The sequence below is a fragment of the Paenibacillus sp. FSL R7-0048 genome, from assembly GCF_038004505.1.
Taxonomy (GTDB): domain Bacteria; phylum Bacillota; class Bacilli; order Paenibacillales; family Paenibacillaceae; genus Paenibacillus_AQ; species Paenibacillus_AQ odorifer.
Window position 1 is genome coordinate 1 of record NZ_JBBORF010000001.1, and the last position, 16,694, is coordinate 16,694.

At 46.0% G+C, this 16,694-nt stretch carries 9 protein-coding genes and 2 rRNA genes; 10 read left to right on the forward strand and 1 reads right to left on the reverse strand.

The window, feature by feature from the left end:
• The 6 genes from dnaA (at position 1) to gyrB (ending at position 6,329) form a co-directional block, all read left to right on the forward strand.
• Positions 1–1,347 (forward strand): chromosomal replication initiator protein DnaA, encoded by a 1,347-nt coding sequence (gene dnaA / locus NSQ91_RS00005; RefSeq protein WP_036677741.1) that lies wholly within the window; start codon positions 1–3, stop codon positions 1,345–1,347.
• A gap of 197 nt (positions 1,348–1,544) precedes the next feature.
• Positions 1,545–2,687, forward strand: coding sequence for a DNA polymerase III subunit beta (gene dnaN, locus NSQ91_RS00010; RefSeq protein ID WP_036677739.1), 1,143 nt, complete (start codon positions 1,545–1,547; stop codon positions 2,685–2,687).
• A gap of 48 nt (positions 2,688–2,735) precedes the next feature.
• The gene (gene yaaA, locus NSQ91_RS00015) at positions 2,736–2,963 is read left to right on the forward strand and encodes a S4 domain-containing protein YaaA (RefSeq protein WP_036677736.1); all 228 of its coding nucleotides are present in this window, start codon (positions 2,736–2,738) and stop codon (positions 2,961–2,963) included.
• A gap of 23 nt (positions 2,964–2,986) precedes the next feature.
• Entirely contained in the window at positions 2,987–4,105 is a 1,119-nt protein-coding gene (gene recF / locus NSQ91_RS00020; protein WP_036677733.1) for a DNA replication/repair protein RecF, read from the forward strand.
• Positions 4,106–4,122: 17 nt separating this feature from the next.
• A complete protein-coding gene (gene remB / locus NSQ91_RS00025) occupies positions 4,123–4,371 on the forward strand; it encodes an extracellular matrix regulator RemB (protein ID WP_036677731.1) in 249 nt (82 codons plus the stop codon).
• A gap of 47 nt (positions 4,372–4,418) precedes the next feature.
• The gene (gene gyrB, locus NSQ91_RS00030) at positions 4,419–6,329 is read left to right on the forward strand and encodes a DNA topoisomerase (ATP-hydrolyzing) subunit B (protein ID WP_036677726.1); all 1,911 of its coding nucleotides are present in this window, start codon (positions 4,419–4,421) and stop codon (positions 6,327–6,329) included.
• Between the two features lie 80 nt (positions 6,330–6,409).
• On the opposite strand, the gene NSQ91_RS00035 is transcribed toward gyrB, so the two are convergent.
• On the reverse strand, positions 6,410–7,285 hold the full coding sequence (locus NSQ91_RS00035; RefSeq protein WP_076282221.1) for a YheC/YheD family protein: 876 nt from the start codon (positions 7,283–7,285) through the stop codon (positions 6,410–6,412).
• Between the two features lie 356 nt (positions 7,286–7,641).
• Between NSQ91_RS00035 and gyrA the strand changes: the two genes are divergently transcribed.
• The 4 genes from gyrA to NSQ91_RS00055 all read left to right on the forward strand — a co-directional run bounded on the left by gyrA (position 7,642) and on the right by NSQ91_RS00055 (position 16,686).
• Positions 7,642–10,206 carry a DNA gyrase subunit A gene (gene gyrA, locus NSQ91_RS00040; RefSeq protein ID WP_036677722.1) on the forward strand — a complete coding sequence of 855 codons (2,565 nt, stop codon included), beginning with the start codon at positions 7,642–7,644 and terminating at the stop codon, positions 10,204–10,206.
• Positions 10,207–10,462: 256 nt separating this feature from the next.
• Positions 10,463–11,560, forward strand: coding sequence for an HD-GYP domain-containing protein (locus NSQ91_RS00045; RefSeq protein ID WP_076124333.1), 1,098 nt, complete (start codon positions 10,463–10,465; stop codon positions 11,558–11,560).
• Between the two features lie 379 nt (positions 11,561–11,939).
• Positions 11,940–13,497, forward strand: a 16S ribosomal RNA gene (locus tag NSQ91_RS00050).
• Positions 13,498–13,759: 262 nt separating this feature from the next.
• A 23S ribosomal RNA gene (locus tag NSQ91_RS00055) occupies positions 13,760–16,686 on the forward strand.
• Together the 16S and 23S rRNA genes form the textbook arrangement of a ribosomal RNA operon.
• Positions 16,687–16,694: the final 8 nt, after the last annotated feature.

Sequence of the window (16,694 nt, forward strand, 5' to 3'; positions counted from 1 at the left end):
GTGGACAGCCATACTTCCGAATTATGGCAGCAAATTTTATCGATTATTCAAACCAAATTAAGCAAGCCGAGCTTTGATACCTGGTTTAAGGCTACTAAAGCGATAACCTTCAACTCCCAGGTTCTCATTATCTCGGCACCTACAACGTTTGCAGTAGAATGGCTGGAAAGTCGTTACACCAAACTGGTAGGAGCAACCGTCTACGAAGTCACAGGGAAACAAGTGGATGTAAAATTCGTGATTGAAGAAAGCAAGCCTCCTGAGCTTGTGGTTCAACAATCCGCTCCGACTCCCGTAGTATCAAGAGAAGAAGCACAAACGCATCTGCTCAATCCAAAGTACACTTTTGACACCTTTGTAATCGGCTCTGGGAACCGCTTTGCGCATGCAGCCTCACTGGCAGTAGCCGAAGCACCAGCCAAAGCATACAATCCCTTGTTTTTATACGGTGGTGTAGGTCTGGGCAAAACCCATTTGATGCACGCAATTGGGCACTATGTCCTGGAACATAACCCAAATAACAAGGTAATTTACATCTCTTCTGAGAAATTCACGAATGAATTTATCAATTCGATCCGTGATAACCGCGGTGAAAGCTTCCGTAACAAGTATCGTAATGTTGACATTTTGCTTATCGACGACATTCAATTCCTCGCTGGAAAAGAGTCTACACAGGAGGAGTTTTTCCATACTTTCAATGCGCTCCACGAAGAACGCAAGCAAATTATCATCTCCAGCGACCGACCACCAAAGGAAATTCCCACACTGGAAGAACGGCTGCGTTCCCGGTTCGAATGGGGCTTGATTACGGATATTCAACCACCAGATCTGGAGACCCGGATTGCGATTTTACGCAAAAAGGCTAAGGCAGAGAACCTTGATATCCCTAATGAGGCCATGATGTATATTGCCAACCAGATTGACACCAATATTCGTGAGCTTGAGGGTGCATTAATCCGGGTAGTTGCTTATTCTTCGCTTACCAACCAGGATGTAACCACTCATTTGGCAGCTGAAGCGCTCAAGGATATTATTCCTTCCAGTCGTCCCAAGATGATCACCATCGCTGATATTCAGCAAAAAGTCGGAGAATACTACAATTTGCGCCTTGAAGACTTCAAAGCACGCAAAAGAACCAAAGCCGTAGCGTTTCCACGTCAAATCGCAATGTATCTATCCCGTGAACTAACGGATTATTCGCTGCCTAAGATTGGTGAGGCTTTCGGAGGACGTGACCATACGACCGTAATTCATGCGCACGATAAAATTACACAGGCATTAAAGGTCGATCAGGAGTTGTACAAAGTGGTAAATAATCTTGCGGAGAAAATTAAAAATCCTTCCTAAGAGGAACAAAGAGCCTATACACAATCTATACACATGTGGGTAGGCTTAATTTTATGCTGTTTGGTGGGGTTATCCACATATTCGTCGCCCCTACTACTAATACTATTAAATAACTATAATAATTCATCATGTAAAGACGCGTAATTAACAGACTCAAATCCATCGAAATTCCCAATTTTTCAGCTAGGAGTGAAATCATGAAAATAAGCATTCTTAAAAATGAGCTCAACGAATCCATTCAACACGTATCCAAAGCTATATCCAGCAGAACAACAATCCCTATTTTGACCGGTATTAAACTGGAAGTTAGCCATCAAGGCGTCACATTAACTGCAAGTGATACCGATATTTCTATTCAATCGTTTATTCCAGCAGAGAATGACAGCCACACCATCGTGAAGATAGATCAGCCAGGAAGTGTTGTCCTTCCCGCTAAATTTTTCGTCGAGATTATTAAGAAGCTGCCCTCCAAAGAAATCCACATGGAAGTAAAAGAAGGATTCCAAACGTACATTTCTTCCGGATCCACTGAGATTCAGATGGTAGGTTTAGACCCTGAAGAATTCCCAGTGTTACCGAGCATTGAAGAGAATGACACGATCTCTCTACCAGGTGATTTGCTGAAAAATATGATTAAACAAACAGCCTTTTCTATTTCTACCCAAGAGACAACTCCGATATTAACGGGTATACTATGGAATCTGAGCGACAATGAGTTTAAGTTTACAGCGACTGACCGTCACCGCTTGGCAACAAGAGCTGCTAAACTTGAAGGCACGGAAAATGTCAATTTCGGAAATATTGTTATTGCCGGTAAAACCCTTAATGAGCTCAGCAAAATTATCCCTGACCAAAATATGCTGGTTGATATTGTCGTTGCGGATAATCAAGTTCTCTTCAAAATCGACAAAGTACTGTTTTATTCACGGATCCTAGATGGGATTTATCCTGATACTTCTAGAATTATTCCAACAACCTACAAAACAGAACTAACTTTAGATACAAAAAAATTAAGCGAATCGATTGATCGTGCTTATTTGCTGTCCCGGGAAGAAAAAACAAATATTGTTCGTATGCAGACGCTTGATCAAGGCGGTATTGAAATTTCTTCAAGCTCATCAGAGCTGGGTAAGGTTCGCGAGGAACTTGAAGTCATTGATTTCAAAGGTGAACCTCTCAAAATATCTTTCAACTCGAAATATATGCTTGATGTATTAAAGGTCATAGAGAGTGAGCAGCTCGTTATTGCATTTACAGGGATGATGAGTCCGATCATTTTGAAACCACTTGACCAAACCAATAGCTTGTATATCATTTTGCCTTACCGTACAACAAATTAATGCCAACATTCATGAACATGTGGATAAGTGGCTGAAAGGATAAAAACCATGAAAAAAATACTTATCCACAGTGGATACATTAAGCTGGACCAATTTCTGAAACTCGCAGATTGTGTATCCACAGGTGGAATGGCCAAAGCTTTATTGCAGGAAGGTCACGTATTGGTCAACGGAGAGGTAGAGGAACGGCGCGGCAGAAAACTTTATCCGGGTGACAAAATCGAAGTGCAGGATAACGGTACCTTTGAGGTTGAAGGCGGAGGAGTAAAAGAGTAGTACGCTAGGGGAGGAACCATTTCGTGTTTGTTAAAAATATCGGTCTGCAGCATTATCGGAATTACGGGCTGCTGCGTCTGGAGAGCCTGGGCGATGTGAATCTGATTCTGGGTCAGAACGCCCAAGGCAAAACAAACCTCATGGAGGCATTGTTCGTCCTGGCGATGACCAAAAGCCACCGCACCTCTAAGGACCGCGAACTTATCTCCTTCGATGCCCCCGGAGATGCAGCTCAGATCGTTGCCGAGGTGGAACGCAAGTATGGCGATCTCAAGCTGGAGCTCACCCTATCTGCCAAAGGTAAAAAAGCCAAGATCAATGGTTTGGAGCAGCGGCGCCTTAGTGAGTTTGTTGGATCTCTGAATGTGGTCATGTTTGCACCGGAAGATTTAGAGATTGTAAAAGGGACCCCTGGTATCAGACGGCGTTTTCTTGATATGGAGATCGGCCAAGTCCAGCCTAGTTATCTATTTCACCTACAGCAGTATCAAAAAATTCTCTTGCAAAGAGGTAATCTCTTAAAGCAATTATGGGGAAAAGAGGCTGCAGGGAAAGAGCTTCTGGAAATCTGGGATGCTCAACTTGTAGAGCATGGTGTTAAAATCGTCAAAAAAAGGAAACAATTCATAAAGAAGCTGCAAATATGGGCTGAAAGCATTCACCGGGGGATTACGAACGGCGGAGAAGAACTGAAATTGCTCTATGTCCCCTCTTTCGGCGATCGGGATGAGGAAGATGAAGCTGTCTTATTAGACAATTTTATGTTAAAGTTATCACAAACGAGAGAACAAGAAATCAGGCGCGGCATGACGCTGACGGGTCCCCATCGGGATGACCTGTCCTTTTTTATCAACGGAAGGGAAGCTCAGGTCTACGGTTCTCAAGGACAGCAGCGTACCACGGCTTTATCGCTTAAGCTGGCGGAAATCGAGCTGATCCATGAGGAAATCGGAGAATATCCTGTGCTGCTTCTTGATGATGTTTTATCCGAGCTTGATCCTTACCGCCAGACCCAGCTTATTGAAACCTTTCAAAGCAAGGTACAGACATTCATTACCGCTACCGGAATTGAGGGTCTGAATGCCGATAAATTAAAGGGCGCCAGCCTATTTCATGTTCATGATGGAAAAGTTGAGTTATAAAAGAGCGGAGGACGATCATGTATATTCATTTGGGCGGGGAGAAGATCATTAGGTCTTCGGAGTTAATTGCTATATTTGATATTTCGATTGAGAAATCTTCCAAGGTATCTAAGCAATTCGTTATTCACTCTGAGCAGGATAAGAAGCTTGAGCGGATTGGCGAAGAGGAAGCAAAATCTATTGTCGTAACTAAAAATATCGTGTATTACTCCCCCATTTCCTCCTCCACTCTTAAAAAAAGAGCCAAAATTTTGCTCGAAATATAACTTGCATTGGGTAACAAAGAGATAATCAGAAAGAAGTAGGTGAAGGCATGTCAATGAATCAACCGACATATGATGAGAGCCAGATTCAGGTACTGGAAGGGCTGGAAGCGGTTCGGAAACGTCCGGGCATGTATATTGGTTCGACTAGTTCTAAAGGTCTCCATCACTTGGTATGGGAGGTCGTCGATAATAGTATCGATGAGGCACTCGCAGGTTATTGTGACCGGATTCAAGTGATTATACATGAGGATAACGCGATCACTGTTATCGATAATGGACGTGGCATACCTGTAGGTGAGAATGTAAAGCTTAAGAAGTCGACGCTTGAAGTCGTAATGACCGTGCTGCATGCAGGCGGTAAATTCGGCGGTGGCGGATATAAAGTTTCCGGTGGTTTGCATGGCGTGGGTATCTCTGTAGTGAATGCCTTGTCTGAAAAGGTCCTTGTTAAGGTCAAACGTGACGGTCATATCTACCAACAGGAATATAGACGTGGTGCACCGCAGTATGACATCAAAATCGTTGGCGATTCAGATGAGACAGGAACGACTACAACCTTTCATCCGGATCCTGAAATATTTACGGAAACCACAGTTTTTGAATATTCGACACTGCTTACTCGTATTCGGGAGCTGGCTTTTCTTAACAAAGGAATCGAGCTTTCACTTCATGATGAGCGGACGGATGTCACCAACGTGTTCAAATACGAGGGTGGTATCGTTGAATATGTGAAATATTTGAATGAGAAAAAAGAAGCACTACATGAGGATCCGATCTACGTGGAAGGCTCACGCGATATGATCCAAGTTGAAGTGGCTCTCCAATATAACGATTCGTATACTGAGAACATCTACTCTTTTGCGAATAATATTAATACGCATGAGGGCGGAACGCATGAATCCGGCTTTAAAAGTGCGCTGACCCGTATCATCAACGATTATGCTCGTAAAGCGGGAGTACTGAAGGATAGCAATTCGAATCTGACTGGTGATGACGTGCGTGAAGGATTGACAGCCATTATTTCTGTCAAAATTCCAGATCCACAATTCGAAGGTCAAACGAAAACTAAGCTCGGAAATAGTGAAGTTCGGGGTATCGTAGAATCACTGTTCGGAGAGAAATTACAAGAGTTCCTGGAAGAAAACCCAGCAGTGTCACGTCGCGTTCTTGAGAAATCACTCTCCGCTTCACGCGCGCGAGAAGCTGCCCGTAAGGCACGTGAGTTAACCCGTCGGAAGAGTGCGCTTGAAGTCAGTGCTCTGCCTGGTAAACTCGCCGACTGTTCATCCAAGGATGCCTCGATCAGCGAACTATACATCGTCGAAGGTGACTCAGCGGGTGGATCGGCTAAGCAAGGCCGGGATCGCCATTTCCAAGCGATTCTACCGTTGCGTGGTAAGATCCTAAACGTTGAGAAAGCTCGCCTTGACCGTATTTTATCTAACGCCGAGATCCGCGCCATCATTACGGCTTTGGGCACAGGGATCAGCGATGACTTTGACTTATCGAAGGCTCGCTATCATAAAGTCGTTATTATGACCGATGCCGACGTCGATGGAGCCCATATTAGAACGCTATTATTAACGTTCTTCTATCGTTACATGCGGAAGCTAGTAGACGCGGGTTATATCTATATTGCACAGCCTCCTCTCTTTAAGATTGAGCGCAATAAGGTTATCCGCTACGCAGGCAGCGAGAAGGAACGCGATGATATTATCGCTTCTTTTGGAGAAAATGCTAAGGTTAACGTCCAACGTTACAAAGGTTTGGGAGAGATGAATGCAACCCAACTTTGGGACACAACGATGGACCCTGAGACCCGTATGATGCTCCAGGTTACGATTGAAGATGCGATGCTGGCAGATAGTATTTTTGATACACTTATGGGTGACAATGTTGAACCAAGACGTGACTTTATCCATGAGCATGCCAAGAACGTTAGATACCTTGATGTGTAAGAACAATATTTAATACAACCTCCGGCTTCTATTCCTAACGGAATGAGAACGCTGGAGGTTCTTTGATTTCAAGCTTTTTTTTAGGCTCTTGTGGATTGTTTATTGCGGGTCGAATAAGGGGATTTTCTTGCTTTTACACGTCCATAGGCTACGGCATAGCGATGTATTTTACGATAGATTGATTTATCAGGAAATAATTTGAATACAGCAATGGACGGAAGAGTGTTGACTTCCAGCAGCCACATATCCAGATGTTGATCCATGGCAATATCCAGACCAATCTCTTTGATTCCTGGATAGGCAGATTGAAGCTGTGTCGCGATTTGTATACCCAAAGCTTTTAAGTGATTGATCGTAACTAGGACTTCAGAGGGCGGCATATAATTTTTTAGTAGAGTACTTACGGAAAGGATACTGCCTCCACTGTGATAATTGGTGACGATTTTTTGAGGGGCAGCTACTCTTCCAAGCATTCCTGTTGTTTCCCATACTCCTGATGGAGTCTTTTGGGTAAGAACCCGAAGATCAAAAGGGCGGTCTTGATGACGCAGAAGGTCAATCCCTTTTTGAATCAAATAGGTTCGATTCTGAATTCGTTTCTGTAAGTTCTCATACAGCTCTTCTGGTGAGAAAAACACTTCCGCAGTCTTCCCATATCTTAAAATATACAAGATCTGTTCTTCGGGCTCTTCTTTATTAACGTTATCGAGGTCGGTACCGTGTTCAGCTTTCTGTTTGCTAGTGCTAAGAGTTACAGTACGCTGCTCAGCTCTCATTACACCGATACCATAACTTCCTCGATCTGGCTTAATATAGACCATTGTATATAACGCAAGCATCTCCTTAAGAGCATTGACATCGAATTTACGGGTATCAGGCACATATTGCAATAGAGAGTGATTTTGAAGGATGACTTTCGTTTTAGCCCATTTGCTTGGGACGCGTTGAATCTTCATTATCTTCCTCCTTATGAGTTTTGTGCAGGAATAGGTCCTTTGGGTTCCTTGTTGTAAAAAATGCAGTGGCAGCATAATCTTTGACAGCTGAAAATCAGGACAAGCTACCTAAACAATGGTATAATATAAGGATATGGGGTTATGCCTTATCGAACGATATTAGGATAATAAAACCGTGTTTCTTGTCTTTACAGTCTATGTAGTAAAGATATTTGCGGAAAGGGCAAATACCCTGATAAGCGCAAAAAGAAATCAATATTAGAAGATAAAAGGCTATCATGTTTAATTGTGCTACTTTTGTGAAAGTAATATAATTAAGGGTAGCGGTTTTTTAACTGAAGGAGGTCCAGCAACTCATGGCTGAACAAAATAACCCACAAGTCAAAGATCGGGACATTGGCGTGGAAATGCGTGAATCCTTTATGGATTACGCAATGAGCATCATTGTTAGCCGGGCTTTGCCAGATGTGCGGGACGGACTCAAGCCGGTTCACCGACGCATTTTGTTTGCGATGTCGGAGCTTGGAATGTCTGCGGATAAGCCTCATAAGAAATCTGCAAGAATCGTCGGTGAGGTTATCGGTAAGTACCACCCTCACGGTGACTCAGCTGTCTATGAAACAATGGTACGGATGGCTCAGGATTTCTCGATGCGCTATATGCTTGTAGACGGTCACGGGAACTTTGGTTCGATTGATGGTGATATGGCCGCGGCGATGCGGTACACAGAAGCCCGTCTCTCCAAGATTGCAGGCGAAATGCTTCGTGATTTGAACAAAGAGACAGTTGACTTCGCACCCAACTATGATGGTGAAGAGAATGAGCCGGTTGTATTGCCAGCCCGTTATCCGAATCTGCTCGTAAATGGGGTATCGGGTATTGCTGTAGGTATGGCTACTAATATTCCACCGCATAACCTTGGTGAAGTTATCGATGGTGTGCAGGCGATGATTAAGAATCCTGATATCACGCCAATGGAATTGATGGAGTTTATCCAAGGTCCGGATTTCCCTACGGCTGGATATATTTTGGGTCGTGAGGGCATTCGTCAGGCTTATCGTACGGGGCGTGGTTCAGTAACCATGCGTGCGAAGGCAACGATCGAAGAGAACAACGGCAAGGCTCGCATCATTGTGCATGAGCTTCCATACCAGGTTAACAAAGCAAGATTGGTTGAAAAAATCGCAGAATTAGTACGTGAGAAACGGATCGAAGGTATAACGGATCTTCGAGATGAGTCTGACCGTAACGGTATGCGTGTAGTTGTTGAGATGAGACGCGATGTTAATCCAAATGTAGTATTAAACAATCTATATAAACATACTTCTATGCAATCCACATTTGGGATCAACATGCTTGCCATCGTAAATAACGAGCCGAAAATTCTTAATCTGCGTGATGTACTTTATCATTATTTGCAGCACCAGATTGAAGTTATTCGTCGTCGTACTATATTTGATCTTAAAAAAGCTGAAGCACGCGCTCATATCTTAGAAGGTCTGCGCATTGCGCTTGATCATCTGGATGAAGTGATTGCGTTAATCCGTGCTTCACGGACAACTGATATAGCCCGCGAAGGATTAATGAGCACCTTTAGCCTCAGTTTAGAGCAGGCTCAGGCTATCCTCGATATGCGGATGCAACGTCTGACCGGTCTGGAACGGGAAAAGATCGAGAATGAATATAACGAATTGATCGTTAAAATTGCAGAGTACCGTGAAATTCTGGCTAACGAGCATCTTGTACTGGAAATCATCAGCAACGAGCTGCAGGATATCCGCGATAGATATTCTGATGAACGCCGGACAGAGATTACGGTTGGTGAAGAAAGTATCCTGGATGAAGACCTTATTCCACGTGAAGAGGTTGTTATCACTATTACACATACAGGATATATCAAACGTCTACCTGTCAGCACCTACCGCAGTCAGAAGCGCGGAGGTCGCGGAGTCATGGGGATGGACACCAAGGACCAGGATTTCGTGGAGCATCTCTTCGTGAGTAACTCTCATAACTATCTGATGTTCTTTACCGATAAGGGTAAAGTTTACCGGATTAAAGCTTATGAGATCCCAGAATTGGGCCGTACAGCCCGGGGGACGCCAATCATCAACCTGATTCAAATCGAACAAGGTGAGAAGATTAGTGCGGTAATCCAAGTGGAAGATGGCGATAGCGACAAATATTTATTCTTTGCTACCCGTGAGGGTATCGTGAAGAAGACGCCTCTTGGGGATTATAACAACATTCGTAAAGGCGGTCTTATTGCTATTAATCTTCGTGAAGAAGATTCCCTAATCGAGGTTAAGCTGACTGATGGACAGCAAAATCTCATTATCGGTACAGCTCGCGGAATGTCGATTACGTTCTCAGAGAATGATGTGCGTTCTATGGGACGTAGCGCGACTGGCGTTAAGGGCATTACGCTTGACGGTAATGACCATGTCATTGGTATGGACTGTGTCGATAAGGAGCTTGAGGTTCTGATTGTTACTACCAAGGGCTATGGTAAACGGACACCAGCCGGTGATTATCGTTCCCAGACTCGTGGCGGTAAAGGGATCAAGACCATTAATCTCACCGATAAGAATGGTCCTGTAGTGGGTCTTAAGGTCGTTAAGAAGGATGAAGACTTAATGATCATTACGACTAGCGGTACCCTGATTCGTACCAGCATGGATGGAATTTCTACTATGGGCCGTTATGCTCAAGGGGTTAAGCTGATTAACATCCGTGAGGATGACGCAGTAGCTACCCTGTGTAGAGCTGACAAGAACGAAGAGGATGAATCTGAGGAAGTGGAAGGTCTGGAAGGCTTGGAAGGGCAAGAAGGCCTGGATGGGCAAGATACAGTCGAGGAATCTGGCGATATTGATCAGCCTGAGATCCTGACTGAGGACGAAGACACTGACTTAGAATAGGTTGAATTCAAAAAAGAGCAAGGGCTTCTATTACAGAAGTTCTTGCTCTTTTTGTTGCTTTTTGAATGACCGATGCTTCAAAAAATAAAATAAATATTTTGAAAGAATAGTTTTCACTGCACTAGTGTCTTCCATTTATCCGTACTATAATTAGCCAATAGAATCCTATAAAGTACTAATTTCTCAGAAATTATCTGTCTTATCAATGTGAGGTAATGCTGGGTGTACGGCTTATAGAAATTAAGGGGCTGAGTATATGCCAAATATATTGGTTGGAGAAGTTAAAGCAGGCTCAAAGATAATAAAGGATGTAATTACACCTTTAGGGGGGACTTTATTCACTAAGGGAAAAATATTGCTCCCTCGTGATCTAGATATTTTACAGGCTTTTTTGATTGGGCAAGTGGAAATCGAAGGTGACCAAGGTGAGGCCAGTTCGGATGGAGCCAAGACAACAGCTAAGCAAGCTTCCCCTAAAGCTGGAGCCATTATCAACGAATCGATGTTGGCCAAGACTAATTCTCCTCTACATGATGAATACGATAAAATGCTCACTCTTATTAAGAACAGCTATCGATCGGTAACGGCAGCTTCACTTCCTATTTTTGAGCTTCGCAGTCAGTTAGAGACACTAATAGGTTATTTGAAGGATTATCATGTCTTGAAGTTTACACCGCGCACTTTAAAGTATGAGGATTACAACTATCACAATGCTGTGTTGTCCGCGTTGACCTCCTATAAAATTGCTCAGTGGTGTGGGTACCCACAAAAGGATTGGATGCAGATTGCTTTTGCAGGATTATTACATGATATCGGCAATGCAAAAGTAGACAGCTCACTTTTACAGAAACCGGAGTCACTTAACAATAGTGAAATAGAAGAGGTTCGCCGACACACTACATATGGTTATCAATTATTACGCAATGTTACAGCGATTAATGAAGGGGTAAGACTTGCCGCCTTGCAGCATCATGAGAAGATTGATGGCTCTGGTTACCCATTGAAGCTGGACGGCAGTCAGATTCATTTCTACGCTAAAGTAGTCGCAGTAGCAGATATATTCCATGCTATGACCTTAGAAAGAGCCTACAGAAGAGCACAGTCTCCTTATTTGGTACTAGAGCAGATTCTGACAGAAAGCTTCGGTAAGCTTGACCCAGTGATTGTGCAGACGTTTATACAGAAGAGTACTGATCTCTTTAATGGCACTAGAATCAAATTAAGTGATGGCCGTCATGGGGAGATTATCTTCACAGATCGCGCAAACCCTACACGTCCGATGGTTAAAATAGAGGAAACAATAGTTAACTTGATGTTGGAACGTGAATTGTATATTCAAGAGATCATTGCTTAGGGCGTAGGTACAAGGGAATAAGGCTGTGCTAGCCATTATATATCGCAGTATTGAGGCTTATGGCAGCACAGTCTCTCATTTGTCTATTATATTTCAAAAAAAGACTTGCAATGCATCTCCATACATGATATATTCTAAGTCCGGCCAAGAAATACACATGCCGAGCTCGAAAAAGAAGTTAAAAAAGAGCTTGACATTAAATAGCCGAACATGATATAGTATAAGAGTTGCTGCTGAGACATTAAACGGCGCCAACGAGAACTTGATCTTTGAAAACTGAACAACGAGTGAGTAGGAAATCACGTAAGTGAAATCCAAAATTAGAGAATTAATTTTCTCGTCAGATGTTTCAAAATGAGCATATCGCTCTTTTCAATACTAATTGGAGAGTTTGATCCTGGCTCAGGACGAACGCTGGCGGCGTGCCTAATACATGCAAGTCGAGCGGAGTTATTTTGAAAGCTTGCTTTCAAAATAACTTAGCGGCGGACGGGTGAGTAACACGTAGGCAACCTGCCCTTCAGACTGGGATAACTACCGGAAACGGTAGCTAATACCGGATAATTTCTTTTTTCTCCTGAGAGAAGAATGAAAGACGGAGCAATCTGTCACTGAGGGATGGGCCTGCGGCGCATTAGCTAGTTGGTGGGGTAACGGCCCACCAAGGCGACGATGCGTAGCCGACCTGAGAGGGTGAACGGCCACACTGGGACTGAGACACGGCCCAGACTCCTACGGGAGGCAGCAGTAGGGAATCTTCCGCAATGGGCGAAAGCCTGACGGAGCAACGCCGCGTGAGTGATGAAGGTTTTCGGATCGTAAAGCTCTGTTGCCAGGGAAGAACGTCCGGTAGAGTAACTGCTACCGGAGTGACGGTACCTGAGAAGAAAGCCCCGGCTAACTACGTGCCAGCAGCCGCGGTAATACGTAGGGGGCAAGCGTTGTCCGGAATTATTGGGCGTAAAGCGCGCGCAGGCGGCTATTTAAGTCTGGTGTTTAAACCTTGGGCTCAACCTGAGGTCGCACTGGAAACTGGGTGGCTTGAGTACAGAAGAGGAAAGTGGAATTCCACGTGTAGCGGTGAAATGCGTAGATATGTGGAGGAACACCAGTGGCGAAGGCGACTTTCTGGGCTGTAACTGACGCTGAGGCGCGAAAGCGTGGGGAGCAAACAGGATTAGATACCCTGGTAGTCCACGCCGTAAACGATGAGTGCTAGGTGTTAGGGGTTTCGATACCCTTGGTGCCGAAGTTAACACAGTAAGCACTCCGCCTGGGGAGTACGGTCGCAAGACTGAAACTCAAAGGAATTGACGGGGACCCGCACAAGCAGTGGAGTATGTGGTTTAATTCGAAGCAACGCGAAGAACCTTACCAGGTCTTGACATCCCTCTGAATCTGCTAGAGATAGCAGCGGCCTTCGGGACAGAGGAGACAGGTGGTGCATGGTTGTCGTCAGCTCGTGTCGTGAGATGTTGGGTTAAGTCCCGCAACGAGCGCAACCCTTAACTTTAGTTGCCAGCAGGTAATGCTGGGCACTCTAGAGTGACTGCCGGTGACAAACCGGAGGAAGGTGGGGATGACGTCAAATCATCATGCCCCTTATGACCTGGGCTACACACGTACTACAATGGCCGGTACAACGGGAAGCGAAGCCGCGAGGTGGAGCCAATCCCATCAAAGCCGGTCTCAGTTCGGATTGCAGGCTGCAACTCGCCTGCATGAAGTCGGAATTGCTAGTAATCGCGGATCAGCATGCCGCGGTGAATACGTTCCCGGGTCTTGTACACACCGCCCGTCACACCACGAGAGTTTACAACACCCGAAGTCGGTGGGGTAACCCGCAAGGGAGCCAGCCGCCGAAGGTGGGGTAGATGATTGGGGTGAAGTCGTAACAAGGTAGCCGTATCGGAAGGTGCGGCTGGATCACCTCCTTTCTATGGAGAATCGTTCTCTGCAATGAGAACATTCAAATCGGAAGTTTAACTTCCAAAACTCAGGTTTAGGCCTGTTACTCACTCGTTGCTCAGTTTTGAGAGTTTAAGCTCTCAAGTAAGACTTGATCCTTGAAAACTGGATACCGAAACGAATTTGCGTTTTAGAACATCTTTTAGCAACTTGTGTAAACAAGTAAATGTTATTAGTGAGATGATTCCAAAGAGAATGTCATCGTATGATATTTTCCTGCGGAAAAATCAAGGTTAAGCTAATAAGAGCACACGGAGGATGCCTAGGCGCCAGGAGCCGACGAAGGACGTGGCGAACAACGAAACTGCCTCGGGGAGCTGTAAGCAAGCTTTGATCCGGGGGTGTCCGAATGGGGAAACCCAGCTGTGGTAATTCGCAGTTACTCATTTCTGAATACATAGGAAATGTAGAGGCAGACCAGGGGAACTGAAACATCTAAGTACCCTGAGGAAGAGAAAACAATAGTGATTCCGTCAGTAGCGGCGAGCGAACGCGGAACAGCCTAAACCTAAGAGCTTGCTCTTAGGGGTTGTGGGACGTCTCACATGGAGTTACAAAGGAATATGGTAGGTGAAGAGGTCTGGAAAGGCCCGCGATAGAGGTAAAAGCCCTGTAACCTAAACTGTGTTCTCTCCGAGACGGATCCCGAGTAGTGCGGGGCACGTGAAACCCCGTATGAATCCAGCAGGACCATCTGCTAAGGCTAAATACTACCTGGCGACCGATAGTGAAACAGTACCGTGAGGGAAAGGTGAAAAGCACCCCGGAAGGGGAGTGAAATAGAACCTGAAACCGTGTGCTTACAAAAAGTCAGAGCCCGATCTATGGGTGATGGCGTGCCTTTTGTAGAATGAACCGGCGAGTTACGTTTAACATGCAAGGTTAAGCCGAGAAGGTGGAGCCGCAGCGAAAGCGAGTCTGAATAGGGCGACTTAGTATGTGGACGTAGACCCGAAACCGTGTGATCTACCCCTGTCCAGGGTGAAGGTGCGGTAACACGCACTGGAGGCCCGAACCCACGTACGTTGAAAAGTGCGGGGATGAGGTGGGGGTAGCGGAGAAATTCCAATCGAACTCGGAGATAGCTGGTTCTCCCCGAAATAGCTTTAGGGCTAGCCTCGGTATAAGAGTAGTGGAGGTAGAGCACTGATTGGGTGCGGGGTCCGCAAGGATTACCAAGCTCAGTCAAACTCCGAATGCCATATACTTATTGCCGGGAGTCAGACAGTGAGTGCTAAGATCCATTGTCAAAAGGGAAACAGCCCAGACCATCAGCTAAGGTCCCCAAGTGTGTGTTAAGTGGGAAAGGATGTGGAGTTGCACAGACAACCAGGATGTTGGCTTAGAAGCAGCCACCATTGAAAGAGTGCGTAATAGCTCACTGGTCGAGTGACTCTGCGCCGAAAATGTAACGGGGCTAAACACACCACCGAAGCTATGGCTAGATACGTATGTATCTGGGGTAGGGGAGCGTTGTGTAGGGGTTGAAGGTGTACTGAAAAGAGCGCTGGACACTACACAAGTGAGAATGCCGGTATGAGTAACGAAAAGATCAGTGAGAATCTGATCCGCCGAAAGCCCAAGGTTTCCTGAGGAAGGCTCGTCCGCTCAGGGTAAGTCGGGACCTAAGGCGAGGCCGAAAGGCGTAGTCGAAGGACAACAGTTTGAAATTACTGTACCACCGTAATCCGCTATGAGCGATGGGGTGACGCAGGAGGGTAGTGACGCGGACTGATGGATGTCCGTCTAAGCAGTGAGGCTGATGTGTAGGCAAATCCGCACATCGATAAGGCTGGGCTGTGATGGGGAGCGAAAATTGTAGTAGCGAAGGTCATGATCTCACACTGCCAAGAAAAGCCTCTAGCCAGGAGAAGGTGCCCGTACCGCAAACCGACACAGGTAGGCGAGAAGAGAATTCTAAGGCGCGCGGAAGAACTCTCGTTAAGGAACTCGGCAAAATGACCCCGTAACTTCGGGAGAAGGGGTGCCCCGGTAGTGTGAATAGCACGAGGGGGCCGCAGTGAAAAGGCCCAAGCGACTGTTTAGCAAAAACACAGGTCTGTGCGAAGCCGCAAGGCGAAGTATACGGGCTGACGCCTGCCCGGTGCTGGAAGGTTAAGGGGAGTGGTTAGGGGTAACCCGAAGCTATGAACCGAAGCCCCAGTAAACGGCGGCCGTAACTATAACGGTCCTAAGGTAGCGAAATTCCTTGTCAGGTAAATTCTGACCCGCACGAATGGCGTAACGACTTGGGCGCTGTCTCAACGAGAGATCCGGTGAAATTTTAATACCTGTGAAGATGCAGGTTACCCGCGACAAGACGGAAAGACCCCATGGAGCTTTACTGCAGCTTGATATTGAATTTGGGTACGATCTGTACAGGATAGGTGGGAGCCGTAGAAATCGGAGCGCAAGCTTCGGTGGAGGCGCCGTTGGGATACCACCCTGATCGTATCTAGGTTCTAACCTAGTACCCTTACCGGGTACGGGGACCGTGTCAGGCGGGCAGTTTGACTGGGGCGGTCGCCTCCTAAAGAGTAACGGAGGCGTTCCAAGGTTCCCTCAGAATGGTTGGAAATCATTCGCAGAGTGCAAAGGCATAAGGGAGCTTGACTGCGAGACCTACAAGTCGAGCAGGGACGAAAGTCGGACTTAGTGATCCGGTGGTACCGCATGGAAGGGCCATCGCTCAACGGATAAAAGCTACCCTGGGGATAACAGGCTTATCTCCCCCAAGAGTCCACATCGACGGGGAGGTTTGGCACCTCGATGTCGGCTCATCGCATCCTGGGGCTGAAGTAGGTCCCAAGGGTTGGGCTGTTCGCCCATTAAAGCGGTACGCGAGCTGGGTTCAGAACGTCGTGAGACAGTTCGGTCCCTATCTGTCGTGGGCGCAGGAAATTTGAGAGGAGCTGTCCTTAGTACGAGAGGACCGGGATGGACGTACCGCTGGTGCACCAGTTGTTCCGCCAGGAGCATGGCTGGGTAGCTACGTACGGACGGGATAAGCGCTGAAAGCATCTAAGCGTGAAGCCCCCCTCAAGATGAGATTTCCCAATTAGTAAGACCCCTTGAAGACGACGAGGTAGATAGGTTGGAGGTGGAAGTGCAGCAATGCATGGAGCTGACCAATACTAATCGGTCGAGGGCTTATCCTATACTTAAA